The following is a 26,492-nucleotide window of genomic DNA, read 5'->3' on the forward strand; positions in this document are numbered from 1 at the left end:
AGCTCGCCCCGGCGGAGGCCGGCGGGGCTCACTCCTTCGGTGACACCGCGGCAGCCGTTGGGCTCGATCAGCAGCGTCCGGACGCGCCACCACCAACCATGCACGAGCTCGTCGGCACCAGAAGCGCTACGGGCGCGGCGCACGCACTCCCACAAGACGCCACCTCGCCGCGCAGACGACCGAGTGAGCCGCTGAGGTGCCGGCACGGCAAGGAAGGCGGTCGGCGTCCGGTGCCGCCGGGTCAGCCCGACTTCGGCGGCTTCTGCGCGTCGAAGGCGAAGAGAGTGTTCCTGGCCGCGGCCACGATCACCGCACGCCCCGCAACGGTCACGCGCGGGCTTGCACCCTGCTCGCCCGTCAAACCATCGGCCTGCGGATCTGTTGTCCACAGGGGCTTGCCATCGTACGGCGACAGCGCGACCACCCGACCGGTGGCCGAGCTGAAGTACAGCGCACCGGCTCCCGCCACGGGACCCGACGCGCCCTCCACGGCCGTCTGCCGCGACCACCTCTTCCGGCCGGTCGCGGGGTCGAGGGCCGTGACGAGACCGGTCTGCCCGCTCACGTAGACGGTGCCGTCCGCCATGCCGGGCGTCCCCGCGTATGTCTTGGCCAGTCGGGAGTACGTGACCTTCCGCGAGGCCGGGTCGACCCGCGCCACGCCGTCGTACCCGGCCAGCGCCGTTCCCTCCATGTGTTCCTGAAGGAGTACGAGCCTGCCGTTGGCGACGCCCATCGGCACGGCGGGGCCGTTCACCGCGATGGGCCTGCCCAGCTTCCCCGAAGCGCGGTCGACCGTGTACAGGGTGGGGTGGCGCACCTCCGAGGCATCCACCTCCGCACTCGTCGCGCACATCGCGACGAGCTGTGGGCCCACCGGGACAGGAGCACACTGCGTACCCGCGGGAAACGGCGTCGTCCAGCTGACGTTACCGCTGTGCGCGTCCCGGGCCTCGAGGCGGGAGTCGGAAGCGTCGACCGTCACGACGGCGGAGCCGACCACAAGGGCGTCCTGAGTGCGACCCGTGACGGCCGTCGACTGGGCGCCGGACGGTACGGACCACAGCTCCCGGCCGTTGTTCGCGTCGATGGCCACCACCTCGCTGGGTGGGTCCTGCGAGGCGCCCTCGGCGGCGAAGCGGTAACCGAGCACCGTGTCGTCGGTGGCGCCCACCAGGTGCATGCCCTGGACCGGGACGCCCGGGCTCTTCGCCGTCCACACCCTCGAGCCGTCCCGAGCCCTGATACGGGTCGCGACAACGCCTCCGCCCCCGCAGAACAGCGCGTCGCCGCGCGCGACGCAGCGCAGCTCGTCAGGGATGTCCTCGCGGCCGCCCTGCACAGTCCTGCGCCACGGCTCGAAGCCGACCGGAAGTGCGGCACCCGGCACCGCAACGCTGTTGCCCTTGTCGCCGCCACTGTTTTCCCCGAAGCCGCCCGCCTGCAACGCGGCGACTCCCCCGCCGATCGCTGCCACCGCGACCGCGGCCGCGAGCACAGGCCGCCATCGGCGGCGCAGACGGCGGCCGATGGGGATGCCGGTGCTCCCTGTACCGGGACCGGCCGGGGCGGTGGTCGGGGCAGTCGGCGCCGGGGTGGCCCGCGTCGCGAAGTGATGCTGGGTGATCACGTCTCGGGTGCGACCCGCGCCGACCCCGTTCGCGTCGGCCGCGCCGAGGTCGGCCGGCAGGTCCCGCAGCAGCACGAGGAGTTCGTCCGCAGAGGGGCGCCGCTCGGGCTCCTTGTCCAGGCACGACTCGACGACCGCGCCCAAGGCCACCGGCACGGCACCCAGCGACGGCTCCTCATGCACCACCTGATACGCCGTCATGTACGGGCTGTCCGCGTCGAAGGGCCCGTGGCCCGTCGCCGCGTACACCAGCAGGGTCCCCAGCGAGAAGACATCGGACCGCGGCCCCACACCACGCGGCGACTGCAACTGCTCCGGCGACATGAAGGGCGGCGTACCGATGACCCGCCCTGTCATCGTCAGCGTCTGCTGGTCCACGGCGCGCGAAATTCCGAAGTCGATGACGCGCGGGCCCTCGGGCGAGAGTACGACGTTCGAGGGCTTCAGGTCACGGTGGACGACCCCCACCCGGTGAATGTCGCGCAGCGCCTCCGCCAGCCCGATGGCAAGCCTTCTCAGCTCCGCTCCGTTCAGCGGGCCCTGCGTGGCGATGCGCTGGGCAAGCGTGTGCCCCTCGATATAGGTCGTCGCCATCCACGGCTGCTCGGCCTCAGGGGCAGCGTCGACAACGGCGGCGGTGAACGCGCCGCTCACCCGCCTCGCCGCCGCCACCTCCTGCCGGAAACGGATGCGGAACTCGTCGTCCCCGGCGAACTGCTGGTGGATCAGTTTGATCGCGACAGGCCGCCCCGAACTCGTACGGGCCAGATAGACCGTGCCCATGCCACCCGAGCCGAGCCGAGCCTCCAGCGGATAACCGCCGATCTCGGCTGGATCACCTCTGCGCAGCGACACCCTTGACCTCCCCCGTCCCCGTGCCGCTCTGCCACCACGGGCCTGCGTACCTGTCCTGCACACAAACTAGCCGCAGGGCAGTACGGCAGAGCGAAGCGGGTGAGGACAAGGACCCCTCACAACGTGCGTGACCTCTTCCTCCGGGAGTACCGGGAGTAGTTGTTCCCGGCTCCCCCGAAGGACGGCGGACCGCCGGTAAGGGTCAGACCCCGTGGGGCGTCGGCCACGAGGCCAGGGCCAGTCGCAACGCTGGAGGCGGCGATGGGAAGCAGTGGTACAGGATGAGCATCGCACCTATGTCATCATGCGGAGACATCAATTGATGACAAGCTTGGGGAGAAGTCGATGCCTGCCCGACAAACAGGGTCCGACCTGCGGCAGCGTGCGTTGGTTCCGGTGCTGGTGTTCCTCGGCACGGTGGTTGCGGTGATCAGCAGCCTGGGGGCTCCGCTGGTACCGACCATCGCTGCCGTGGACCATGTGTCGCTGACCGACGCACAGTGGTCGCTCACGATCACGCTGCTGGTCGGATCGGTCGCCACCCCCGTGATGGGACGACTGGGCGACGGGCCGCACCGGCGGAGGGTGGTGCTGGGGGCGATCACGGTGGTGCTGGCCGGCAGTGTGCTGGCGGCGCTGCCGCTGGGGTTCGGCTTCCTGGTCGCCGGGCGCGCGCTGCAGGGGGTGGGCCTCGGGCTCATCCCGCTGGCCATCGCCACCGCACGCGATGTGCTGTCGGCCGAGCGGTCACGCCCGGCGGTGGCGCTGCTCTCCATCACCACCGTGGCCGGTGTCGGCCTCGGCTACCCGCTCACCGGGCTGATCACCGAGTCGATGGGCATCCACGCGGGTTTCTGGTTCGGTGCGATGATCAGTGGTCTCGCCCTCCTGGCCGCCGCGCTGGTCGTGCCCCAGGTCGACGGACGGGAGAAGCGGCCACTGGACGCCCCGGGGGCGGTGCTGCTCGCCGTCGGGCTGGCCTCGCTGCTGCTCGCGCTGAGCGAGGGCGAGGTCTGGGGCTGGACCTCGGCCCGGGTGCTGGGCCTGGTCCTGTTCGCGCTGGCGCTGCTGGCCGGCTGGAGCTTCCATGAGCTGCGCACCACCCATCCGCTGGTGGACCTGCGGACGCTGCGCAACCGATCGGTGCTGACCGCCAACGTCGCCGGGCTGATCGCCGGTGTGGCGATGTACATGATGATGTCAATGGTCACCCGCTTCGTGCAGACCCCGAGCGCCACCGGCTACGGTTTCGGCACCTCGGTATGGGTCACCGGGCTGGTGCTGCTGCCGTTCTCAGCCGCCAGTGTGGCCTCCAGCAAGCTGGTGCCGCTGCTGACCCGGCGGACCTCCACGGCGATGGTGCTGCCGATCGGCTGTGGGATCTCGCTGCTGTCGATGGTGCTGTTCCTGCTCGCCCGGGGCAGTCTGTGGGAGCTGTTCGTGATCATGGGTGTCGCCGGACTCGGTGTCGGCTGCACCTTCGCGGTGATGCCGGGACTGATCGTCAGCGCCGTACCCGCACACGAGACCGGCAGCGCCATGAGCTTCAACCAGGTGGTGCGCACCATCGGTTACACCACCGGCAGCGTCCTGAGCGCCGTCGTCCTGGAGGCGCACACCGCCCCCGGCCAGCTGCTGCCGGCCAACAGCGGCTACCAGACTGCCGCCTGGCTGGGTTGCACGATCTGGGTGGTCACCGCTGTCGTTACGATCGTTCTGCCGGGGCGCTCCGCCGCGGCGGAGCGCCCCGTGACCCCCGTGACCTTGGACGAGGAACTGCTGATGGACGAGAGCATCGCGGACGCCGAGTCCGCCGAGGACAGTGTCACCGCGGCACCGGGCCGGTCCGGCCGGTGAGCCCCGGCAAGCGGCGGGACTCCGCCCGCAGTCGGCAGCTGCTGCTGGCTGCGGCGGCCGGCCTGTTCGCCGAACGCGGCTTCGACCGCAGCACCACCAGGGAGATCGGCGAACGAGCCGGTGTCGACCCGGCCTTGATCGCCCGCTACTTCGGCGGCAAGGCGCAGCTGTACATCGCCGTGCTCGACCTGGACCGGGCCAGCGCCAGGCCGGCCGACCTGCTGGAGCCCGAACGCAACCTGATGCTGGTGAACGGCGTCGACCAGCGCGGCCCGGGTCCGATCTTCCGGGCCGCGGTCACCCCGCTGGAGGACCCCGAGGTCCAGGCCACCGCCATGGACCAGCTGCACTGGCGACTGGTGGACCCGCTGTGCGAGCGCTTCACCCGCGAGGGCCTGGACCGGCCCCAGCTGCGGGCGGAACTGGCGGTGGCGGCATTCATGGGCGTCCTCCTGTCCCGCCACTCCGGCGCGCTCAGGGCGCTGGCCGAGGCCGGCACGGACGAGGTCGTCCAGCTGGTGCTGGACATGCTCGGCCAGGGCCGCTGAGCGCCGGCACGAGGAGACGTGGCCGGCGATGTGCACGAGGGCCGAGGGCGGCGGGATCCAGCAGGGTGGCTGCGGCGGCATGCTCCACGCCCCGCCAGTGGTTGCCGAGCAGGCTGACCACGGCCGGCGGTTCGGGGTCGGCCCTGAACTCCTGGGTCGCGGGCCCGGGTGTGACCGCCCCATTCCGGGTGACGACCAGCGCAAGCCCGAAGGCGACGAGCAGCGCCGTGCCGACGGGCACCAGGACGGTGAGGGCGTGCTCATCGCCCGCAAAGGCATCGAGTCCAGCGAACGATCAGGGCGCCGACGACGGGTGATTGAGCGGACCATGTCCTGGCTGACCGGCTACCGCGGACTCAACCACCGCTACGAACGCTATCCCGTAACCACCTGGGATTTCTCGGCCTCGCCGCCACCCTCCGCTGCGACAAACGCTTCCTCAACTCACCCCGTGGGACACCGTCTTAGCCGAGGAGTTCGGCTGATGTCTTGACCACGCCGGCGGGGGTGCTCCGACCCCCGGGATGTTGGATGTGGTCGACGTGGTAGCCGTCGTCTTCGAGTGCAGCCACGATGCGCCGGCCGGCTGTTGTCGCTGTGGCAGGTGTGCTGTGCCGCTCGTGGGAGATGAACACAGTGGGCCGTCCGGTCCTGCAGCCGGGCGGTATGTGGTCGGGGGAATAGGCCAGGATGCGGGTGAACAGGTTGCCGTTGGCCAGCCCCAGGCCGAGTGCGTAAGAGGCGCCGTCGCGGTACCCGGCGATGGCAATGCGGTCGGGGTCGATGGGGAAGTACATGCGGACGGTGGTCAGGATGTTCCGCAGAGCGGCGGCGTCCCGGCCGTACACCCCGTTTCTGACGGCGTCCCAAGTCTGCCGGGCAGCGGCAGGGGCCAGGAGCAGGACCCCGCGCCGCTCGGCTTCGCAGCGGAGGAGGGCAAGCATGTCGCTGGGTGCGCCGCCGGCGTGGTGGAAGGCCACCAGCAAGGGGCGGGGCCGGGTCGGGAGCCGGGCGGGCACGTAGAGCAGGGCGGGCCGGGTGGGGCCGGCGAACTGGTGCAGTCCATGCTCGAGGGGTGCATGGATCGGCGGTGACGGCTGAAGGTCCAGGACGCCCCGCGAGAGCTCTGAATCGATGGTGGGCACGCTTCCTCCGTGAGGGTCAGTACATCTGCCCGGCGGCGGGCTTGTCGGCGATGGGTCTCGGAGCGGGCCACGACAAGCGTGGGTGATGCCTGCGACCACGGTGCGCAGCAGGACGGGGACGGTGATCAGGGCGAGGACGGCCGAGCCGGAGCACGACGTGCAGGGCGCTGGAAAAGGCTGCGGTCGCCGCGGGCAGGGCGGTGTGGATGCCGCCGTTGAGCCGCTCGGTGGCGGTACGGGATCGGCCGCGTTGCCCGCGAGCTGGGTCGCGGTGACGGTGACCGGCTGGGATCCACCGATGGCCGAGGTCGCCGGTGAGCCGGAAGCCGTGGAACATTCGGTGGCCGCGCCGGCGAACAGCTTCACGCTGGAGACGGCGGTGCCACGTCGACCGGGCAGGGAGGGCGATGTTGAGGAGGGCTCATCATTGCGCTCCTCGAACGCGGGACGGCGTAGCGGAGCAACCAGACCCCACAATCGCCACGTCAGCATCACGGCCCTGCATGCGCCGCCTCAATCGCACGCAGGGCCAGTGGCCGCGCCGACGAAGGTCGATGCGTCCGCCGCTCCAGCACGGCCTGGATTCGTGAGATGTCCGGCTCCGCCGAGACGACCCGCCATCAGACCCACATCGGTGCGGATGGCCCTTGGATCAGAAGGCACCTTTCAGATGCCGCCGCATTCGGGCCTGAGAGTCGCGGCGCCTATCACTCCCTCGTGCCGTCCACCACCCCTGCTACTCGGCAGAGAGGGGACCGCGCTGGGGATCATCCCGGGTCGGTGACGGCACTGACCCGAGTGGCGACGCCGCTCAAAATGCATGGTCGTGCGCTTGCCGCGTGCCCTCGATGACGATGTCCATGTCTGTGCTGAAGATGATGACCTTCTCGATCAGGTTTCCATTGAGCTGAAGAGTCTCCGATCCCAGCGCCGACTTGTCGCCCGGGAAACCGAAGTCCCAGGTCCAGTGGATGAATTCCTTGTTCTGGAAGTGGCTCACGAGCCGGCCGTACAGGGGCGGTGCCTTGCGCTGCACAACGTCGATGTAGTCGTTGATGGCGTCTCGCCCCACGAAGACGTCATCAGGCTCCATGAGCGTGATGTTCTCCGCATAGATCTCCTCCATCGCCTTGGCGCGCTCGGCGGGGTCCGGGATCATCCAGACGTCCAGGTGCTTGGCTATGAGCACCCGGGCGTGATCCGATCCACCGGTCAGACTCAGGTGGAGCCGGGAGATCTGTCCATTCGCGTCCAGAGTTACGGCGACGTGCCCGCTTCCGGAGCTTCCGTTGCCCCGCAGGTCCAGACCGGCCTGGCTCCAACTGCCGGTGATGGATCCGTCGGCTTCCTCGGAAGTCGTCCAATGGTGCCGGGACTCCTTCCACTTGGCCGCTTGCGCCCGATGGAATTCCACGGCCAGTTCCTGGCCCTGGACCATCTCCCCGCTGTGCATCAGCAGCACGTTCTCGGCGAAGAGCTCACGAAGGTCGTCCAAGCCGGAGTGGCTGCTGTCGGCTGAATCCACGATCTCGAAATATCGGTCAAGCGCTGTCGTCATGCTTGCACTCCGTTCTCTTCACATGTCCGGGTTTGCAGTTGTGCTACTGAGGGATGGGCTCTCGTCGCTGCGGGTCGGGCCCCGTCTGCCCTCAGTGTCGTTGTCCGTCAGGGCGAAAGATCACTAACCGATGGGGTGGGCTTTTTCCGCCGCCGTTCGCGTTCCATGAGGGAGACGAGGCGGAGCGGGCTTGTGTGACAGACCGGAGGTCCGACATTCTTCTGCGAGTCCCGCAGTACGACGGGCTGCTGAGCCGCCGAAGGGCGGACGGGAACGGCGCTGTCACAAGGGGGTGGTGCGGTCGATGGGTTGGTTCCATCGTCGCAGTTTGTCCGGGTTGAGAACGGCCCATACGTGCGTCACACGGTCGCCGGCGACGTCGAGGCTGATCACCGCGACCACCCGCTGGTCGTAGCGAACCACTATTCCTGTACGGCCGTTGACGGACTGGGCAGCCACCGTGGTGCGCGGATGCGGGCCGAGCACCGTCAGGAGGCTGCGTGCGACCTGCTGACGACCGCGCACCGATCGCACCCGCGTCCGGACTTTGCCGCCGCCGTCGAAGACGGCCGTGGCATTCGGGCAGAGCAAGGACTCGAGCAACACGGCGTCCTCTGCAACGCACGCCGCCCGAAGAGCACGGACAACCGTGTCATGTTGCCGGAGCGTCGCCGGACGAGACCGCGCTTCCGGGAGCGAGCAACATAGGTGGTCCATATGTTCCATGTACTCGGGCTCCGCACGGTCGACGGCGTCGGTGACTGTTTCGTGCGCCGCCCTGACGACATCGGTGAGGACGAACGCCGCCCGCTCGGCCGGCGGAAGCGCTTGCAGGGCACTCAGCAGGACCTGAGTGACCTCGTCGTCCAGCGTGGGGTCAGTGGGCTTGACCAGCGTCGGCGCGAGACCGGCTTCGTGGGGTCCTTCGGTCCGGGCCGGCCTGGCCAGGCAGATGTCGGCCACGGTCTTCGCCAGCCACGCGCGGGGCGAGGCGATGTCCGCGCGCGCGGTTTCCGGCAGCTCGTACCACTGGCGGTAGATCTCCTCGATCACGTTCTCCGCCTCGTTGCTGCTGCCCAGCAACCAGCGGGCGACATCGAGAAGATGCCGCCGCTCGTCAAGCAGCTCCGCGATCGGCATCATGTCACTGGCATCATCCATACGGCATCCTTCCTCTCATACAGGACCGCAGAACGCGGCCTCATACTTGGACCTCGGCAAAGTGCAGGAGGCGGCGCGACGACCGCAGGAGCCCTCATCGCGCCCGTCTGCGCTGCAGGGACTGCTGTTCGCCCCTCAGTGACGCCTCGCGCGGGGTGACTACGCGTGGGTGGAGCAGCAGCACCACAGCACCGTGGAGATACTGCGCGGGTGGACAGCGCACCGCAGCGACGTCGACTCCCGCCGCGGATGCAGGGGCGCTGCGACGGGCTCCCTCTGCCATCCACCACTGCGGTGGTTGGATTCCTCGGCAGGCGTCTCGTTGTTTACCGTCCGCGGCTCGTTAGGGAGACGAGGTAACGCACACGGGTGTGACAGCTCAGCCGCGTGCACTTCACGGTAGGCAGGCCTAAGAGATCATCTCAATTGACAGATGAGCTCATCGGTGTAGATGAGCCAGGTCCCCTTCGTTCACGGGGTAGGGACGTTCACGGGGCAGGAGTTGCCGTGCGGCGTCCAGGCCTCCGTCCTGTACATGCGCGTGGACGGTGTGGGCGAGCGATGTGATGTCGGTGATAGAGACGGTCCACTCATCGGCGTAGAGGCGTGCGGCCTCGCCGACGAGACCGAGCTGGAGCGACCGGTGGGCAAGCGGCTGAAGGTGCAGGTCGCGTTCTGGGTCCCATTGCACTCGGGCCGGAGCCCACTTCAATTGGCGCTTCCACGTGGCACGGTCGGCATGGAGGCCATGCTCGTAGTGGGACAGGCAAGCGTGTTCCAGTGCCCACTCGAAGCCTTCACGCGAGATCTCGACAGCCAGGACGGTCTCCTGGCCTTCTTTGGCGCCCCACCCGCAGCGGTACATCATCCACAGGAACGACGGCTTGATCCACGTCAAGCATCGTTCGTAGCCCTTTCTCGTTCTGCCCACATACCTGCAGGTCAGCGTCCAGCGCACGTTCGGTGCGCGCCTGGGGCGTGGTAAATGCCGTGGCGTGCACCGGGGGCAGGGCGATTGCAAAGTCCGGGTGATGAGGGGACGGCCGAACCGCTTGCTGCGCCCGCCCAAGTCGAGAGCCACCGTCGAGGGCCCCCACGCCACTCCCGGCATGTTGAGCGGACCGGCGCGCCGCACCTTGACTCCCGATCCTGGGAACGTGAGCGATGCGTGATCTCGCAGCGGCCGGCGGGGAGGCGTCAGCCCAGCCCCAGCCGGGGTATCTCCCGTCCCGGGGAGCGGTCCATCACCATCAGCAGTCCGGCCTCGCGAGTCCTGTCGTAGGCGGCCTCGTCTATGACGCCCACCTGGAACCAGACCGCCTTGGCGCCGATCGCCACAGCCTGGTCGGCGATGTCTCCGGCGAGGGCCGAGTTGACGAACACGTCCACCACATCCACCGGGAAAGGAATCTCCGCAAGGGAAGCGTAGCCCTGCTCACCGTGCACCGTCTCAGCCGTTGGGTGCACGGGCACCACCCTCTTGCCGATGCGCCGCAGCTTCTCGGCCACGCGGTAAGCGGCCCGTTCGGGGTTTTCGGACAGGCCCACCACTGCCCAGGTGTCTCCGGTTGCGGTGAGAATCCGCCCTATTGTCGCGTCATCGCCAAAAATCGTCATGCCTGGCACCGCCGTGCGGTGGTGAGTTCCGCACCAGTTACCGCCAACCGCTTGATCATCGGGAGCGCCAGGCCCGTGGACTTCGTCAGTCGCATGAGCAGACGTTAGCCAATTTGAATACTGTATGCAATAGCTCACCGCCTTGGGCACCCACCGCTCGACAGGAGCAGCGGGGGTAGTCATCCGGCTGCTCGCTGTGGTGCGCCCAGCATGGGCGATTGATTGGGGGTGGAAGTCCCCGAGGGCCACCGTGACATGGCAAGGCGGGCCAACTCCGCCTTGTTGCCCGCTCCCAGCTTGCTGCGGATACGCTTCACGTACGTGTCGACGGTGTGCTGGCTGATCCCCAGACCCCGGGCAGTTTGAGCGTGTGTCAGGCCCTCGGCGATGAAGTCGAGGACCTGCTCTTCCCGCTGCGACAGCTCGTCTCTCACCGACACAGTACGGGCGCGGCTGCTGATCGGGCGGACTCTAGGACGGTGTCCTACATGGTGAGTTCGAGGAGCCGTTTGTAGCAGCAGAGGGCTGCGGCGAGGCCGAGAAAGGCCAGGTAGTTGGCGGGTTGGCGCTCGTAACGGGGGCTGAGTCTGCGGTAGCCCGTCAGCCACGACGTCGTCCGTTCGATCACCCATCTGCGGCGCCCTAATCGTTCGCTGGACTCGACACCCTTGCGGGCGATGCGGACCCCGATGTGCTTGCCCCAGAGCCATCGCCGTAGGTGAGGGATGTCGTAGGCCTTGTCGGCGTGAAGGCGTTGTGGCTTGAAGTAGCGTCCGCGGTAGGGGTCATGTCTCGTTTGATGACCCTCGACCATGAGTTTCAGCGCGAGGTTGTCGTGGACGTTGGCGGCGGAGAGACCGACGATGAGGGGCAGGCCGTTCGCGTCCGACAGGACGTGCATCTTGGAACCCGGCTTGCCCCGATCCACGGGGCTCGAACCTGTGTGTTCGCCCCCTTCCGCCGCCCTGCGGCCGCACCCGATCCGCCGGAATCAACGGCCTGGCGATCTCCCACAGCCCGTCCGGAACAATCCAACTCCACGTCCCCTGACCCATGTTGAGGAGCACTACCCAGCCTCACCATGCAGGACACCGTCTTAGAGATCACCTCAATTGACAGATGAGCTCATCGGTGTAGATGAGCCAGGTCCCCTTCGTTCACGGGGTAGGGACGTTCACGGGGCAGGAGTTGCCGTGCGGCGTCCAGGTCTCCGTCCTGTACATGCGCGTGGACGGTGTGGGCGAGCGATGTGATGTCGGTGATAGAGACGGTCCACTCATCGGCGTAGAGGCGTGCGGCCTCGCCGACGAGACCGAGCTGGAGCGACCGGTGGGCAAGCGGCTGAAGGTGCAGGTCGCGTTCTGGGTCCCATTGCACTCGGGCCGGAGCCCACTTCAATTGGCGCTTCCACGTGGCACGGTCGGCATGGAGGCCATGCTCGTAGTGGGACAGGCAAGCGTGTTCCAGTGCCCACTCGAAGCCTTCACGCGAGATCTCGACAGCCAGGACGGTCTCCTGGCCTTCTTTGGCGCCCCACCCGCAGCGGTACATCATCCACAGGAACGACGGCTTGATCCATGTCATCCGGTCCCGCTTCCACACCTCCGGGAAACGGCCCTCCCGGGCCGCCGGCAGGCCAATCTCCTGGGCGTACGCCTGGTAGACGGTGACCGTGGAGTCCGTGTGCAGGACTCGAATCTGATATTTGGGTTCTGCCACGGGACCAGAGTGGGCACGCTGTTCCGCGCGCGCCATCGAATTACCGCGGTGCGAGGCCGCCCAGCCTGCGATAGCAGATAAGGGTGGCGGCGATGCCGACGAAGGCGAGGAAGTGCGCGGCCTTGCGCTCTACGGTGCAGTCCCGGTTCTCCCTACGGTGCAGTCCCGGCGCGAGGAAGGCCCACAGTTGGTGGAGCCACGCGGGGCTCGCGGCGACGACTCCGGCGGTAATCGCCACTTTCAGCGCGAGTCTGCAGGGCGAGATCCAGTCGGGCCCGCCCGGGAGGCCGGCGGCGGGATCATCCGGCGACCCGGTACCGACTGGTGATCGCGACTCGGTTGAACGCGTTCATCACCGTCGCCAGCCAGGCGACCGCCGAGACCTGGTCCGCGGAGAGCACGGCTGCGGCGGCGTCGTAGTCCGCGTCGCCCACGTGCCCCTCCGACACGTGCGCGATCGCCTCGGTCAGACGCAGGGCGGCTCGATCGGTCTCGGAGAAGTAGCCGGATTCCTCCCACGCGGGCAGCACCGCGATCCGGTCCGGGTTCTCGCCCTTCTTGACGGCGTCACGCGTGTGCATCCGGAGGCAGAACGCGCAGCCGTTGATCTGGGACGTGCGGAGCTTCAGCAGTTCGACCAGGAGCGGGTCGAGGCCCGCCGCGGCGGCGCTCTCCTCCACCGACACGGACAGGGCGAGAAGGGCCTTGTAGCTGGCCGGGTGCTGCTTTCCGATGTTGACGCGCTGCTGCTCGGTCATGGGTCACTCCTCTTGGTGTTGCCTGTCAGGTAAGCCTTGTCGAGAGTTCGCCGTCTCGCACGGCGACGTTCCGGTCCGGTGACGGCTCAGACGAGCGCGGTCTTCTCCGGGTTGAGGACCCTGCGGTACGCGGAGTTCGGACGGTCCTTGATCTCCACTGTGTCCACGGAGAAGACCCGGCCTGCCCGGCGGTGCAGGAGCGCCGGCCCGTCGCCGACCTCGACGAGGTCGATGCGGTCCGGACGCCACCGGAGGCCCACCCCCACCATCAGCTCGGCGATGCGCGCACCGCCGTGGACGAGCTTGCGCGCCGTGAAGATCTCACCGCCGCCGTCGGTGACGTACACGGCCTCCGGATGGAGGAGCCGTACCAGTCCAGCCAGGTCTCCGGCCCATAGGCGGCGCGGAACGCTGCGAGCAGCCGCTCCTGCCCCGCCCGGGACGCCTGCGGCGTAGCCTGCCTCGCCTTGGCCACCTTCCGCCGCGCCCGCGAGGCGAGCCGGCGGGCGACCAGCGCGGAGGCGCCCAGCACTTCGGCGATCCGCGTGAAATGTGGCGAGACTGCGCGGTCACACACTGCAGAAATGGGATCAGTCGCGCCCCATGCCTCGCTTCACGTACGACGCCAAGGCCGGTGCGTGCGCCACAGCCGTCGCCTGCACATCGGCGAGACTCTGCTCGGCCAGCGCTCTCCGCCAGGCCACCTCGGCCCGCGCCATGGCACTGTTCACCGCGCACGGCCGACTGAAGCCGCTCTCCGGCACCCGCTCCCCGATGGAGCCGCACCGGCGGATCTCGGCGCAGCGGAACACGGGCTCGTCTCCCTCGATGGCGAGCACCACGTCCAGCATGGACACCGCCTCGAGTGGCCGGGCCAGCCGAAAGCCGCCTCGCGCGCCCGGCACCGACTCGAGCAGGCCGGCCTTGACCAGGTGCTGCAGCTGCTTATTCAGATAGGACGGCGACAAGTCATGACCAGCGGCCAGCTGTGCAGTCGTAACCGGCTCCCCGTCGCCCAGCCACGCCAGGTTGAGCAGCATGTGCACTGCCCACTCGACACCCTTACTCGTCCGCATATCTGGATAGTAAATATCCAATTAGCGCGCGTCAAAGGCCGGTTGCCGTTGCAGGGCACCCCGCCGCCCCGTCAGCAGATGGATTCCGAGGCGGGCGACGCCGTCGACGTCGCCCCCGCCCCACCGGGTCACTCCGGGGGGCGACCGGGTCAGTTCACTGGGTCGCGAGCGGCGAGTTGCTGCAGGCATTCGGCGGTGCCGTCGCGACGGGCGCGCCATAGCCCGTGCTTGGCCAGCAGGCCGTTCGAAACTGTCAGGAGGGTCTTGTACGGTGGCGCGGCCAGGCCCTTGGATGTGTGTGGGGCGTAGAGGGCGCCTTCATCGGTGACGGTCAGCCAGCCGGTGAGGGTTCGCATGCCGAGTCCGATGCACTGCGGTTGGAAGGCGTGGGCGAGGAAACCGGCCCTTCGCCCTCCCGGCGGCAGCAGTCCCGGCGGTACGTCGAGGTGCAGCCCTGTGTCGTCGTGCCCGCTGACCGCTACCGGGACAATGACAGGAAGGCCGTCTGCGCCCTGGTAGGCCAGAACCCGGTGCGGCAGTCCGCCGATCCGGCGAGCGACCGCGGAGACGTCGACGCGCGGACCTGTACCGTTTTTCGGCGGCTTCTGCCCGGTCGCCATCTCCGGCCAGTCGGCACCCGTGACCGTCACCGTGCCGCGGGCCGTCAGGTCGGGCCAGACGGCGACACGCTGGATGTCGACGTCGACAAAAACGCGCTCTTGGTGATACTCGCGCAGCAGCCAGTCCCAGATCGGCCCGCGCTTGGTCTCCCCGAGGAACGGCTCTGAGGCCTGCCTCAGTTCCGCGAGGCGCTGCGGTGACGGCTGCAAGTCGACCGACGCGGTGCCCTGCGCGAGTACGTATGAGTTGGTCGCGGCGAAACCGTGCTCCCGCGTGTGGTACGCGAGTGACACGTGCGGGTTCCGCAGGATGCGCTCCAGCTTCTTCGGGAAGCCGAGCGATGTGGTGAAGCTGACGCGACCTGCCTCCCGGTCTCCGAGGCCTACCGGAGAGACGCTGGTGACCACTGCGCCCCCGGCCGGGGTGATATACGCGACCGCGACGGTGAGGTCGCCCCTGATGGCGGGATCCGCCGCGTCCGGCCATCTGACGCGGGCCGGGGTCACGAGCCGGTCCCGCGCAGGACCTGCAGGTCTTCTGTTGCCTGCTGGCGCATCGCGGGGATGAGCGGGCGGACCGGCTCTGGCAGGGCCGCGAGCATGAGTTCAACCTCCGCAGGCGTACCCACCTCGTGGAGGAATCCGATCATGAGATGCCCGGCCACGGGCGGCGTGGTGGCGATTACCTGCTGCGAGAATTCCGCCCATTCCGCGGGACTGATGTGGTCGCGCAGCGCAGGGAAAAGGATCGGCTCTTCATGGACCAGGTGACCGTGCACCGTGTCGCGTACCGCGACAGCCGCTCGGTGGAGCGCATCCCGGACTCCGTCACCCGTGCCGCCCTTACCCTGACCGGCTCCCGAACCGGCAGTTTCGCCGGAGCTGTCGTCGGTCCCGTCATCGCTTACCGCGACGGCAGCAAGCCGGTCGAGCGCCTCGTCCAGTCGCTCGTGTTCCCCGCTCAGCTCATCAAGCGCGAGCGCGGTAGCCGGCACCGCCGCGACAATCCGCGGCCACAGGTCCTCATCCTCGCTCTCGTGGTGATGGCGCAGGTTCACAACGAGGAAGTCGCGCAGCTGCGCCAGCGCTCTCAGCGGCACCGACGGGCGAACCGCCGCCTCCGCCAGCAGGGTGGTGGCCACTCGGTGGACACCATGGGCGAGTCGGGTCTCGAGGACCGCGATGGGCTCATTGGAAAGATCCGTCATGTAGTAGACCATATTCATAATAGACTCCTATTGTCAATATAGTGACTTACCGGAGAGGAGGTACAATGCGCCGGTGACCAGCCGGAAGTACAACTCGCCCCGTCGTACCAACTCGGCGGCCGCCACGCGCGAAGCCATCCTGAGTAGCGCGCATACCCTCTTCATGGCCCGCGGGTACGCCGGGGTGACCATCGGAGAGATCGCGGAGGCCGGAAAGGTTGCCGTGCCCACCGTGTACAGCAGTGTGGGAAACAAGCCGAAAATCTTGACGGCTTTGCTGGAGCCGGCCCTCACGGACCCGGCCATTGCCGACAACCTTGCCGCGGTCGAGGCCAGCGACGACCCACGCACCGTGGTCGAGCTGACCGCCGAGGGCACCCGGCTCACGCATGAACGCCACTGGGAGCTCGTGTACGGGCTTTTCTATCGGAATCCGCCCGGCGAACCCGCCGTCCAAGCGGTTCTGGACCGGGGGGCGGATGACTACGTCCAGGCCCTGACCCGTGTGGCCGACCGCCTCGTGGCGCTCGACGCGCTTCGCGCCGATGTGAGTCCTGCGGAGGCCATTGACCTGCTCTTGTTCTATCTGGGCCCGCACGCCTGGATCACGCTCGTCGGCGAACGCGCTTGGCCGTTCGATCGCGCCCAGGCCTGGATCGCCCAGTCCGCCTGCCAGGCACTGCTGAAGGAGTCCTGAGCCTGACAGGCGTGATGCGGGCATGGCGCGATGAGGCTCGACCGGGACGCGGAAGTCCTTCGGGCTCGCCATAGCGGCGGTGCGGCGATACCGCAGGACGTCCCTCCGTCGATCCGGCTGAAGGCGCGAGATGTTGCGCCGACGGCCGGCTGCGATACATCCAGGCGTAGCGGCTTTTGCCCCGCGGCACGGTCAAGGAACTGCCGTGGATCTGCTCGGTGTGGAGCCCGAACGGCGGTCGCTGCGCCGTGTTTGTCGCCGATCGGCATGGCGCGGTGCCCACTGTCCGTTCGCCGAGTGTCGTCGGCGGGTGTTGTAGCGCGAGGCCCAGCGGAAGACCGTCAGCTCACCGCACGCGGATACCGGCGCGGAAGACTGCCTGTACGTCAAGGATGGCTGCAGGGTCATCCGCGGGGTTACCGGTGACGACCAGAATGTCGGCGTCGGCGCCTGCGGCGATCCGGCCCTTGCGGCCCTCCACACGACACAGGCGGGCCGCCGAGCTGGTCATGGAAATGAGCGCGTCCAGCGGTGCGGCGCCCAGCCGGGCCAGGTCGGCCACGCCGTGAGGGAGGACGTTGTGAGGCTTCGCGGGACCGATACCGGCGTCCGTGCCGATGACGACCTTGGCGCCGTGCTTGTGCAGGCTGCTGTAGGTATCCAAGAGAGCATTGACAAACACGGCCATGTCCTCGGACAGTTGCAGGGCTACTCCGGGGTCCTGGCCCAGCGTCAGGCTGACGAAGGTTCCCTTCCTCACGATGGTGTCGATGAGATCGGGGTCCGGGGCGATGCCGTCAGCGGAGAGGAAGGAGACGTGCTCCAAGCTGTCGACGCCCGCTTCGACTGCGTCCCTGATGGCCTGGATGCCGTGAGCGTGGGCAGCCACCGGCAGCCCGAGGCGGTGTGCTTCGTCCACGACGACACGCAGGTCCTCCAAGCCGTACTGTGACGCGTGCGGCGCCACCGAATCGGGTGTCATATGGCCGCCACTGGCCATGATCTTGATGACGGCACAGCCGCGGGCGTGATGCTCGCGGACGGCCGCACGAAGCGCTTCGGCGCCCTCGACCTCACCGCCGAAGAAGTGGCAGTGGCCGCCCCGCGTGGTCAGCGGAGGTCCGGCAGCCAGAATTTCCGGGCCCTGCTCCGGGTGCCCGGCCATCTCCTCCACGAGGGTCAGCGAGAGGTAGCCGGGGTCACCGAGGTCGCGCACGGTGGTGATGCCGGCCAGCAGAGCGGACCGGGCCGCAGCCCGCATGTGCACCAGCAGGTCGCTGTCGGAGGCGGAGGCCAAGGACGTCACGGGGTCGGGGCCGGCGTCGAAGGCAAGGTGGACGTGGGTGTCGATGAGTCCGGGCAGCAGGCAGGCCGAGCGGCCGAGGTCGATGACCGCGCTGCCGTCGGCGGGCAGTGCCCCGGTGCGGTCCACGCGCACAATGCGGTCCCCCAAGACGTGCACAGTGGCGGGGCCCGACAGGCTGAATCCGTCGAACATCGAACCGGCGTGTATAGCAAAGGAATTCATCGGCATGTCTCCAATCGGAAAGCGTGTGTCACGCGGTGCTTCAGCAAGTCCCGGGCGGTGGAGATCTGCGGCTGCTCCGGCCTGGCCGACCCGCCAACCTGCGCCTTTGCTCCGTAAAGACCCGGGGCATGTACACCCACTTCGAAGGTCCGGCCGCGGCCCGTCAGCGGGGTTCGACTCGCGTCAGGTAGACGAGATGGCCCACACGGGTGTGACAGCCCAGATCTGCGGCGTTTCCGCCGGCAGCACTCCACCGGTAGATCGTGATCTTGCCGGTCGGGCCGGGGCGGGGACTGCTGCGACCACCGGTGATCACCGGGAGTTGGCTCGGAAAATGGCAGGCGTCGCGGCCTGCGTTACACTTAGGAGTAGCTGCTCCTAAATGGGCGCCGGCAAGGGTGGACATTCCTGTCCGGGCCTGCCGGTTCGCACCCCGGGCGGCCGGTCCGATGTCGCGCCCGGAGTGCGCGACCGCGGCCGGTCACCCCGAAGGCCGCTCGAAGGCTTGCCCTTGCTGTCGGGCCCGAGGCTTCACGAATCTCACCGGACGGCCGGGAGCCCAAGCCAATTCGTCACCTGTTTGACAGGTGACGAATGTGTGTGCAACCGTCAAAAGCGTCTACCCGAACGAGGGTTGTTACGCGAGTCGATCGAAGCCGGCCCTATCCATCGGGGCCGAAGGGTAGCCCCTTCTGTCGCTACCGCATCGACTCGCCACCGAATGGAGCGACATGATGCTGAATATATTTAAGACCAATAAGGTGCGTTATCTGAGTGCGGCCGCGGGGGTGGCCACGGCACTCGCCGGCGGCATCACTCTTGCGCCGTGGGCCTCGGCGGACACGTCGACTTCCATCAGTGCTCCCACGGCGAAGCACCGGTCCGAAATCTTCGAGCTGGTCGGCAAGCAGACCGCAAGCGCAGAAATAGATCTGGGCCAGAAGGGCGCCAGCATCGGTGACGAGCGCATCGTCCACGAGGACCTCTATCGCGACGGCAAGAAGGTCGGCGATCACAGCGCGATCTGCACCATCAGCCACGTCAATCCGACGGCGCTGCAGTGCCTGGGTACCTTCTCCCTGCCTGAGGGGCAGTTCGCCGGGCAGGCGCTGCTGCACCTGCCCGCCCCGTCCTACGTCGACGTCGGCATTACCGGCGGATCGGGCAAGTACAGCAAGGCCTCGGGCTTCGTTCGCACCATTCCCGCCGGTGCCACCGAGAGGCACTTCACCGTCCACATGAACGGTTGATCATGAAAGAACCGGCAGCGGAAGCCGGATCGGCCGGGTCTCCGGGAGCCGGCCGGATTGTGGTCACCGCCTGGGGCCACCGGCCTGCGGCCGGCCTGCTGTCTCCCGTCGCCACCGGGTGAACTGGCGGCCGGTAAACGAGGACGGATGTCTTTTGCGGACACAGCCAGCCCTCGAAGGCGGGGGTTATCACCTTCTTGACGAGTGCTCGTCATCACCATTTGAACAGGTGATGACGAGCACTGTGAGACCGTGACCCCGAGACGTCAGCCTGCACGCGGCGACCACCGGCCGACCAGGCGGCGCGAAGCAAGGTCGACGACGGTCGCCAAGTAGTGCTCCAGCGGGAGACAGGTGAAGTCGCCGACGTACTTCGTGTGCGGCTCGGTCACGGTGAAGTCGCCGCCGATCAGGTCCGGGGCCTTCGCCCTCGGCGGGTCGGCGACCGTGGTGCAATGCCTGCGACGCAGTCGTACTCCTGCAAGCCTCATGCTCCGCATGACGCGCGCGATCCGCAGTAGTTGACGCGTTCACCTCCATCGGAGCTCAGTGGTGGTCCTGGGAACACCGTAGGTGCCCTCCGATTCACGATGCACGACTCGTATCCGGGCGGCGAGCCTGGCAGCAGCCCCCGGCACGTAGCCCAGTCCGCAGCTGTCCGGCACCAGCAGTTGTAGCTGGAGCGGGCGACGCCGAGGATGCTGCACAGCCGCTTCACGCCGTAGCGGCGCTGGTGGTCGGCGACGAACTGGAAGCGGTTCAGAAGCCGTCAATGAACGACTGCCGGTTTCGGCACAACTTCGTTGTGCGGCACGGTAGATGGGCTGCCATGGCCATATCGGACGAGACCTTGAGCATCCTGGACGCGAAGTTCGCGGTCCTGCTGCCGCACCTCGACGAGCGACAACGGCGCCTGTATCCGGCCTCCCAGACGGAGGTCCTGGGCCACGGCGTGATCGCGGTCGTGGCGGCTGGCCGAGGTCTCCGAGTCGGAGATCTCGCGTGGGCAGGCCGAGTTCGCCGACGGGGCCGTGCCGCTGGGCGGGTACGCAAACACGGCGGTGGACGCAAGCCGGCGGCAGAACGCAACCCGGGTCTGGCCTCGGCATTCGAGGCCTTGATCGAGCCGAGAGATGTTGCTGCGTGCAGGGCAGCGGACTCCCACCATCCACGCTGATGAGTGAGTGGCAGGAGCCCGCTTCATGTCTGCGAGTCCATCGAACGTGCAGTCTGGCTTGCTCCGATCCCGCACACCCTGCTCACCCACGCGCTGTCGCTGAGCCTAAGAGCAACGCGACCACGCGTGCGAGGGCGTCAGCCGAAGAACTTCTCCAGTTCGGCGGCAAGCGCTGCCGGCTGCTCCTCCGCGATGTAGTGACCGCTGTCGGCGATGGTGGCGTAGCGGATGTCGGTGGCCTTGCCTTCCATCATCGCCTGCACCACGGCGACGTACTGGCCACCGAGTCCCAGGACCGGCATGGTCAGCGGCGGGTAGGAGTTGTTGTCGGCCAGGTCCTGGTGGAACGTCCGGTACACGCCGAAGGCCGCGGCCACCGCTTCGGGTGCGTCGTACGCCGCGGCGTACAGAGCGCGGCTTTCCTCGCCGATCCGCTCCGGGTGAAGCGCCAGGTGGTCGGTCGACCAGTCGATGACGTGCCGGAACCGTCCCGCCAGCAGCCTGACGGGCAGGTCGTCGTCGACCTGACTCAGGGGATACCACCAGGCGTTCGGCTCTTCCGGGGTGGGGAAGGGACTGATGACATCGAGGAATATCTGGGAGAAGGGTCCTCCCTCCCAGATGGCGAGCTTCTTGGTGGCGTGTGGGTAGTTCGCGGCGAAGCTGTAGGCGACCATCGCCCCGATGTCCCCGCCGGCGATGTTGACCTGCTCGTAGCCCAGGCCACGGATCAGTTCGTAGATGTCCTTGGCCATGTTCTTCTTGTCGTAGCCGCCGGCGGGCTTGTCCGAAGTGCCTTGACCACGGTAGTCCACGGCGATGACACGGAAGCGCTGCGCCAGCGGGGGGAGGATCTCGCGCAGAGCGTGCACGGTGCGCGGCCATCCGTCCATGAGGACGAGCGGCTCGCCCTCGCCTCCGATGACGTAGTGCAGCCGGGTACCGTTCACCTCGGCGTAGCCGTGTTCGAATCCTTCGAGCATGTTTGGTTCTCCTGTGTGCGATGACGGTCACACGCCCGGAAGTCGGGCCATGACCAGGTGAGCGCCGGCCTTGCCGGCGGATGCCTCCGTGCACGACAACCACCTGGCGCCCTTGTTTGCCGCAACGCGGATCGGGCTGCGGGGGCGGTATGGAATTCAGAAGGGTTCTGGAAGGACGATCGACTTCGCCAGCCGGGCCATGGTGTTGAACCGCGCGAGCTGGTCGTCGTCGATGACGGACGGAGGCGCCTCTCCGGGCCTGGCGGGGAGGGCATGATCGACGATGATCTGTTCCAGGCCCGGAGGCGTGAAGATGAAAATCATCCTTGCGGCGTGGCTGGCCTTGTTCTTGAAGCGGTGGCGGACTCCCCGGGGGATGTGGATGAAGTCGCCCGCGACTGCGGTAAAGACACGGTCGCCGTCGAGGAACTCCAGCTCCCCGTCGAGGATGTAGAACGTCTCTTCCTGCTCGGGGTGCGCGTGAGGAACGGGTCCGCCGCCAGCCGGAACCGTGGCCTCGATGAAGCCCATCCCGCCATTGGTCTGCGCGCCCGTGGCCTTGATCGTGTAGACGTCGCCCGCGGCCCACACCGTCGGGCCCTTGCCCGACGGCACGTAGAAGGCGCCGCGCTTGTTCCAGTGCGGGTCGTGCGAGTCGAGCTCGGCCAAGGAAAAGGTCATGGGGCTCCTCGAAATCTGGTCTCGATTGACATGGAAGAGAGGCGTCACAGCCGCCCGTGCGGGCAGTGACGCATCGTGGGACTGGGCACCCCACCGGCTCGGAAGGCGCAGCGCCCGGCTGTTCGGTCCGGCGGAACGGCGTCGATCCGGGATCAGCCCGTGATCCCGTGGGCCTTGGGCCGCAGCGCCGGCGGGACGCGCAGCGGGTCCTGGAACCGCGTCAGCGTGGCGGACGTCGGGTCCTGAACATCTCCGAGCCCTTCGGTCGACTGTGCCTCGTTCTGGAGACGCCGCCCCTGAGGATGTCGGCACCGGCCAGGGCAGCAGCGCTGACGCCGGCCATGCCCAGGATGTTCCGCCTGCCGAATCTGACATGAAGCTTCCGTTCTTTCCGGGAGGAAGTGCATGCATGCGAGCACGACCCATGTGCAAAGCGCCGTGGCGTCCCGTCGAGGGCACGGCGGTGGGCTGTCAGCTACCGGAACGCCGCATCACCTACCGCACCCGACCCTCGCCATTGAGGTTGCTGGGATGTGAGTCAGGAGATCCAGCTGTTCCGTCCAGGCACAGCCCGGACCGGAGCTACTGGCGTATCGACCCTGTCCCCGGCAGTGACCAGGGTTCTCTCGGTGCTCACACCAGTGAGACGAGGTGGCTGGCACGGGTGTGACGGCCAGGAGATCGCTGGCGGAGGGGTGTTCTACGGCTGCGGAGGACTTACGACCGCGGCCACGGGACGCCGGTCCAGCTCCGTCCGGCGCGCCGGCCCGGCGGCGCCGGGAGCAGGGTGCCCGCACGCCTCACTTCGAGCGCCCCACCTGGCGTGAGGTGTCACAAGTGCGCGAGCTTGTCCGGGTTGACGACCCTGCGGTAGGCGGTGACCAGGCCGTCCTTGATCTCCACCGTGTCCACGGAGACGGCCCGCCCTTCCCGACGCAGCAGGAGCGCTGGTTCGCCTCCGACCTCGATGACCTCAATGCTGTCCGGGCGCCACTGGCGCCCCACGCGTACCATCACCATGGCGATGCGCGCGCCGCCGTGGATGTACTTGCGTGCGGCGGCGAGCTTGCCGCCACCGTCGGTGACATAGACGGCATCGGGATGCAGGAGGCGTACCAGACCGGCCATATCCCCCGCTTCGTACGCGTTGCGGAAGGTGGTGAGCAGGCGCTCGCGCTCCGCCGGGGAAGCATGGGGCGTGGACTGCTTTGCCGTGGCCACCTTCCGCCGCGCTCGTGAGGCGAGCTGGCGGGCGGACGCCGCAGAGGCGCCCAGCACGTCGGCGATCTGGCTGAACTCGAGACCGAAGACATCGTGGAGGATGAAGGCCACACGCTCCGGCGGCTTCAGTTCCTCCATCACCAGGAGCATCGCCGACCCGACGGATTCGTCGACCAGCACCGGCTCCGAAGCGTCCGGCCCCGTCAGCAACGGCGCCGGCAACCACGGCCCGACATAGGTTTCCCTGCGGGCGCGGGCGGACTTGAGGATGTCGTACGACCGTCGCGCGGCCACCGTGAGCAGCCAGGCCCGGAGGTCACGGACGCCGCGCAGGTCCGCTGCGGCTGCCCGCAGCCATACGTCCTGGGTCACGTCCTCGGCATCGGCCACGCTGCCGAGCAAGCGGTACGCCGCTCCGAAGACGGCGGGCCGGACGGTTTCCCATTCGTTCTCGAGCACCCCAGGTGGCCTGGGCATACGCGTCACGTCCATTGACGTGGCCTCCTTCGCTCTCGCCGATGCTCGGGTGAGCACCCTGCATAAATCGAGATATTTTTTATCCAGAATCTGGTCAGCAACAGTTGATGTCGTGCGGGACCTGGTTCGGTCGCGCCCGCGCGCTCTGCGCACATACGACGCCACGGCAGGAACGTGCGCTTCCGCCTCCCCCGAACGTCGGCGAGGCCTGCTCGGCCGGCGCCTTCCGCCAGGCCGCCTCGGCCCGCCCCATGGCGCCGATCACCGCGCACGGGCGCCGGAAGCCGCCCATCCGGCATCTGCTCACCGATCGCGCCGTAGATCCGGTACTCGGCGTGGCGAATCGCGGGTGGCGATCCCGGCGTCCGCGGGCGAGAGGGCTGCCCGTCGGGTGCGGAGAAAGTCTCCGAGTTCGGCGTTTCGCATTTTACTCACATTAGGAGCATATGCTCTTAATGGAATGACGGCAAGGCACCACAGGCCGGAACTCGACCCCGAGCCCGACAAGGACGAATACGTGTGGCCGCCCGGAGGGCGGGGCGCTTCTCCAGTCGGTGCAATTCCGGCTGATCGGCGGGTGCCGACCGAAGGTCGACGAGCGCCGTTGCCGTGGTCATCCCCTGTCGGGATGACCACGGCGGCTGGAGCGCCACTGCGGAGCGCAGAAGCCGGCCGTGGGTCCCTCGGGCTGCCATCTCGACATCCTTGCGACGGAGTCGATCGTGAACCGACCGGCCGTCGCAGACCTCAGCGGCCGGCCGCCAGGCCGAGGGCGATGTCGACGATCATGTCCTCCTGGCCGCCGACCAGTCGCCGCCGGCCGCATTCCATCAGGATGTCGCGCACGTCGACTTCGTACCGCTGCGCGGCGGTCTCCGCGTGCCGCAGGAAGCTGGAATAGACACCCGCGTAGCCCAGCGTGAGGGTCTCGCGGTCGACCCGGACCGGGCGGTCCTGCAGGGGGCGGACGATGTCGTCGGCGGCGTCCTGCAGTTTGAACAGGTCGCAGTTGTGCTTGAAGCCCGACAGGTTCGCGACGGCGACGAAGGCCTCGATGGGGCAGTTGCCCGCGCCCGCTCCGTGTCCGGCGAGCGAGGCGTCTACACGGTAGACGCCGTTCTCGACCGCGACCACCGAGTTGGCGACGGAGAGCGAGAGGTTCTCGTGGGCGTGGATGCCGATCTCGGTTGCCGGGTCGAGGCTGTCGCGGTATGCGCGCACCCGGGCGGCAACATCGTCCATCGTCAGCCGGCCGCCGGAGTCGGTGACGTAGACGCACTGGGCGCCATAGGACTCCATCAACTTGGCCTGCTTCGCGAGCTGTTCGGGCTCGGCCATGTGGGAGAGCATCAGGAAGCCGGAGACGTCCATGCCCAGCTCGCGGGCGGCGGCGATGTGTTGCGCGGAGATGTCGGCCTCGGTGCAGTGGGTGGCCACCCGCACTGAGCGAACGCCGAGGTCGTAGGCGTGCTTCAGCTCGTGGATGGTACCCACACCCGGCAGTAGCAGAGTGGTGAGGCGGGCGTTCTTCAGGACCGAGGCGGCGGCCTCGATCCACTCCCAGTCGGTGTTCGAGCCCGGGCCGTAGTTGAGCGAGCCGCCGGCGAGGCCGTCACCGTGCGCGACCTCGATCGCGTCGACGCCGGCCTCCTCCAGGGCCACGACGATGCGCTTGACGTCCTCGGGCGTGATGCGGTGCCGGACGGCGTGCATTCCGTCGCGGAGGGTGACGTCCTGTACAAAGATCGGGGTGCTCACTTCGTGGCCTCCTTCGCGGCGGCTATCTTCTCGGCCATCTGCACCGCGGCCGAGGTCATGATGTCGAGGTTTCCGGCATATGCCGGGAGGTACATGCCCGCGCCCTCGACCCTGAGGAAGACCGACACCTGGTGGGTCGGCCGTGCGGTCGCGCCCTCGGCCAGCAGCGTCTCGACCGGCTGGTCGGCCGGGATCTCGGTGATCTGGACGTCCTGGACCATCCGGTAGCCCGGCACGTACGCCGAGACCTCGGCGACCATCTTGCGAACCGACACGGCGATCTGCGCCTTCGCGGTCTCGCCGTCCTCGCCCTCGGGCAGGGTGACGAGCGCGAAGACCGTGTCACGCATCATCAGCGGCGGCTCGGCCGGGTTGAGGATGATGATCGCCTTGCCCTGCTGGGCGCCCCCGACCTGCACGATCGCCGCGGAGGTCGTCTCGGTGAACTCGTCGATGTTGGCCCGGGTGCCGGGGCCGGCCGACTTGGAGGCGATCGAGGCAATGATCTCCGCGTACGCCACCGGGACGACCCGGCTGATCGAGGCCACGACCGGGATCGTCGCCTGGCCACCGCAGGTGACCATGTTGACGTTCGGCGCATCGAGGTGCTCCTCGAGGTTGACCGCCGGGACGACGTACGGACCGATCGCGGCCGGCGTCAAGTCGATCATGCGGATGCCGAGCGGGCGCAGCTTCTCGTCGTTGTACGTGTGCGCACCGGCCGAGGTGGCGTCGAAGACGATGCCGATCTCGTCGATCTGCGGCGACTTCAGCAGCCCCTCCACGCCCTCGGGGGTGGTCTCGAACCCGAGGCGCGCGGCGCGGGCCAGACCGTCGGAGGCCGGGTCGATACCGACCATGACCCCCATCTCGAGGTGCTGCGCATTGCGCATGATCTTGATCATCAGGTCGGTTCCGATATTGCCCGACCCGATGATGGCGACCTTGGTCTTGCTCATCGTCGTTCC

At 68.0% G+C, this 26,492-nt stretch carries 24 protein-coding genes and 3 pseudogenes; 5 read left to right on the plus strand and 22 right to left on the minus strand.

From position 1 onward, the window contains the following. Positions 1 to 241: 241 nt before the first annotated feature. Positions 242 to 2,485, minus strand: a complete 2,244-nt coding sequence (locus LRD69_RS02105; protein ID WP_277324831.1) for a PQQ-binding-like beta-propeller repeat protein — start codon at positions 2,483 to 2,485, stop codon at positions 242 to 244. Positions 2,486 to 2,830: 345 nt separating this feature from the next. Here LRD69_RS02105 and LRD69_RS02110 point away from each other — a divergent pair, with 345 nt between their 5' ends. The 3 genes and pseudogenes from LRD69_RS02110 to LRD69_RS02120 all read left to right on the plus strand — a co-directional run. Continuing rightward, positions 2,831 to 4,342, plus strand: a complete 1,512-nt coding sequence (locus LRD69_RS02110) for an MFS transporter (RefSeq protein WP_277324832.1) — start codon at positions 2,831 to 2,833, stop codon at positions 4,340 to 4,342. Beyond that, positions 4,339 to 4,890 (plus strand): TetR/AcrR family transcriptional regulator, encoded by a 552-nt coding sequence (locus LRD69_RS02115; protein WP_277324833.1) that lies wholly within the window; start codon positions 4,339 to 4,341, stop codon positions 4,888 to 4,890. Before LRD69_RS02110 ends, LRD69_RS02115 begins: the two co-directional genes overlap by 4 nt. Positions 4,891 to 5,152: 262 nt before the next feature. Then, positions 5,153 to 5,358 (plus strand): annotated as a pseudogene (locus tag LRD69_RS02120) (hypothetical protein); the annotation flags it as partial. Here the strand turns inward: LRD69_RS02120 and LRD69_RS02125 are convergent. The 14 genes and pseudogenes from LRD69_RS02125 to LRD69_RS02190 form a co-directional block, all read right to left on the minus strand. Beyond that, the gene (locus LRD69_RS02125; protein ID WP_277324834.1) at positions 5,355 to 6,035 is read right to left on the minus strand and encodes a hypothetical protein; all 681 of its coding nucleotides are present in this window, start codon (positions 6,033 to 6,035) and stop codon (positions 5,355 to 5,357) included. The pseudogene LRD69_RS02120 and the gene LRD69_RS02125 overlap by 4 nt on opposite strands. An 811-nt stretch (positions 6,036 to 6,846) precedes the next feature. Beyond that, positions 6,847 to 7,593 (minus strand): hypothetical protein, encoded by a 747-nt coding sequence (locus LRD69_RS02130; protein WP_277324835.1) that lies wholly within the window; start codon positions 7,591 to 7,593, stop codon positions 6,847 to 6,849. Positions 7,594 to 7,875: 282 nt separating this feature from the next. Further along, complete coding sequence (locus tag LRD69_RS02135) at positions 7,876 to 8,754, minus strand: RNA polymerase subunit sigma (RefSeq protein ID WP_277324836.1); 879 nt, start codon at positions 8,752 to 8,754, stop codon at positions 7,876 to 7,878. Between the two features lie 439 nt (positions 8,755 to 9,193). Beyond that, entirely contained in the window at positions 9,194 to 9,865 is a 672-nt protein-coding gene (locus LRD69_RS02140) for a DUF4291 domain-containing protein (RefSeq protein ID WP_277329592.1), read from the minus strand. Positions 9,866 to 9,951: 86 nt separating this feature from the next. Continuing rightward, positions 9,952 to 10,365 (minus strand): CoA-binding protein, encoded by a 414-nt coding sequence (locus tag LRD69_RS02145; protein ID WP_277329593.1) that lies wholly within the window; start codon positions 10,363 to 10,365, stop codon positions 9,952 to 9,954. Between the two features lie 185 nt (positions 10,366 to 10,550). Continuing rightward, positions 10,551 to 10,805 (minus strand): helix-turn-helix transcriptional regulator, encoded by a 255-nt coding sequence (locus tag LRD69_RS02150; RefSeq protein ID WP_277324837.1) that lies wholly within the window; start codon positions 10,803 to 10,805, stop codon positions 10,551 to 10,553. Between the two features lie 50 nt (positions 10,806 to 10,855). Continuing rightward, a pseudogene (locus tag LRD69_RS02155) lies at positions 10,856 to 11,426 on the minus strand (IS5 family transposase). A gap of 70 nt (positions 11,427 to 11,496) precedes the next feature. After that, a complete protein-coding gene (locus LRD69_RS02160) occupies positions 11,497 to 12,090 on the minus strand; it encodes a DUF4291 domain-containing protein (RefSeq protein ID WP_277324838.1) in 594 nt (197 codons plus the stop codon). 142 nt (positions 12,091 to 12,232) lie between these two features. Then, positions 12,233 to 12,355: pseudogene (locus LRD69_RS02165) on the minus strand (twin-arginine translocase subunit TatC); the annotation flags it as partial. Positions 12,356 to 12,389: 34 nt separating this feature from the next. Beyond that, positions 12,390 to 12,848, minus strand: a complete 459-nt coding sequence (locus LRD69_RS02170; protein WP_277324839.1) for a carboxymuconolactone decarboxylase family protein — start codon at positions 12,846 to 12,848, stop codon at positions 12,390 to 12,392. 86 nt (positions 12,849 to 12,934) lie between these two features. Continuing rightward, complete coding sequence (locus LRD69_RS02175; protein WP_277324840.1) at positions 12,935 to 13,195, minus strand: hypothetical protein; 261 nt, start codon at positions 13,193 to 13,195, stop codon at positions 12,935 to 12,937. 243 nt (positions 13,196 to 13,438) lie between these two features. Then, positions 13,439 to 13,924, minus strand: coding sequence for an Rrf2 family transcriptional regulator (locus LRD69_RS02180; protein WP_277324841.1), 486 nt, complete (start codon positions 13,922 to 13,924; stop codon positions 13,439 to 13,441). A gap of 149 nt (positions 13,925 to 14,073) precedes the next feature. Then, entirely contained in the window at positions 14,074 to 15,051 is a 978-nt protein-coding gene (locus LRD69_RS02185; RefSeq protein WP_277324842.1) for a hypothetical protein, read from the minus strand. Further along, complete coding sequence (locus LRD69_RS02190; protein WP_277324843.1) at positions 15,048 to 15,770, minus strand: hemerythrin domain-containing protein; 723 nt, start codon at positions 15,768 to 15,770, stop codon at positions 15,048 to 15,050. The genes LRD69_RS02185 and LRD69_RS02190 overlap by 4 nt, the downstream gene beginning before the upstream one ends. A gap of 55 nt (positions 15,771 to 15,825) precedes the next feature. On the opposite strand from LRD69_RS02190, the gene LRD69_RS02195 reads away from it, so the two are divergent. Further along, entirely contained in the window at positions 15,826 to 16,449 is a 624-nt protein-coding gene (locus LRD69_RS02195; protein ID WP_277324844.1) for a TetR/AcrR family transcriptional regulator, read from the plus strand. 346 nt (positions 16,450 to 16,795) lie between these two features. Here the strand turns inward: LRD69_RS02195 and LRD69_RS02200 are convergent, their stop codons facing one another. Further along, positions 16,796 to 17,911, minus strand: coding sequence for an amidohydrolase family protein (locus LRD69_RS02200; RefSeq protein WP_277329594.1), 1,116 nt, complete (start codon positions 17,909 to 17,911; stop codon positions 16,796 to 16,798). 797 nt (positions 17,912 to 18,708) lie between these two features. Between LRD69_RS02200 and LRD69_RS02205 the strand changes: the two genes are divergently transcribed. After that, positions 18,709 to 19,227, plus strand: a complete 519-nt coding sequence (locus LRD69_RS02205; protein ID WP_277324845.1) for a hypothetical protein — start codon at positions 18,709 to 18,711, stop codon at positions 19,225 to 19,227. 266 nt (positions 19,228 to 19,493) lie between these two features. Here LRD69_RS02205 and LRD69_RS02210 read toward each other — a convergent pair whose 3' ends face one another. The 6 genes from LRD69_RS02210 to LRD69_RS02240 form a co-directional block, all read right to left on the minus strand. Then, positions 19,494 to 19,718 carry a hypothetical protein gene (locus LRD69_RS02210; protein ID WP_277324846.1) on the minus strand — a complete coding sequence of 75 codons (225 nt, stop codon included), beginning with the start codon at positions 19,716 to 19,718 and terminating at the stop codon, positions 19,494 to 19,496. Positions 19,719 to 20,541: 823 nt separating this feature from the next. After that, on the minus strand, positions 20,542 to 21,387 hold the full coding sequence (locus LRD69_RS02215) for an alpha/beta hydrolase (protein WP_277324847.1): 846 nt from the start codon (positions 21,385 to 21,387) through the stop codon (positions 20,542 to 20,544). 156 nt (positions 21,388 to 21,543) lie between these two features. Beyond that, the gene (locus LRD69_RS02220; protein WP_277324848.1) at positions 21,544 to 22,068 is read right to left on the minus strand and encodes a cupin domain-containing protein; all 525 of its coding nucleotides are present in this window, start codon (positions 22,066 to 22,068) and stop codon (positions 21,544 to 21,546) included. 831 nt (positions 22,069 to 22,899) lie between these two features. Then, on the minus strand, positions 22,900 to 23,781 hold the full coding sequence (gene sigJ / locus LRD69_RS02225; protein ID WP_277329595.1) for an RNA polymerase sigma factor SigJ: 882 nt from the start codon (positions 23,779 to 23,781) through the stop codon (positions 22,900 to 22,902). A 732-nt stretch (positions 23,782 to 24,513) separates the two neighbouring features. Continuing rightward, complete coding sequence (dmpG, locus tag LRD69_RS02235) at positions 24,514 to 25,524, minus strand: 4-hydroxy-2-oxovalerate aldolase (protein ID WP_277324849.1); 1,011 nt, start codon at positions 25,522 to 25,524, stop codon at positions 24,514 to 24,516. Beyond that, entirely contained in the window at positions 25,521 to 26,483 is a 963-nt protein-coding gene (locus LRD69_RS02240; RefSeq protein WP_277324850.1) for an acetaldehyde dehydrogenase (acetylating), read from the minus strand. The genes dmpG and LRD69_RS02240 overlap by 4 nt, the downstream gene beginning before the upstream one ends. Positions 26,484 to 26,492 lie beyond the last annotated feature (9 nt).

This window comes from Streptomyces sp. JH14, assembly GCF_029428675.1.
Classification (GTDB): Bacteria; Actinomycetota; Actinomycetes; order Streptomycetales; family Streptomycetaceae; genus Streptomyces.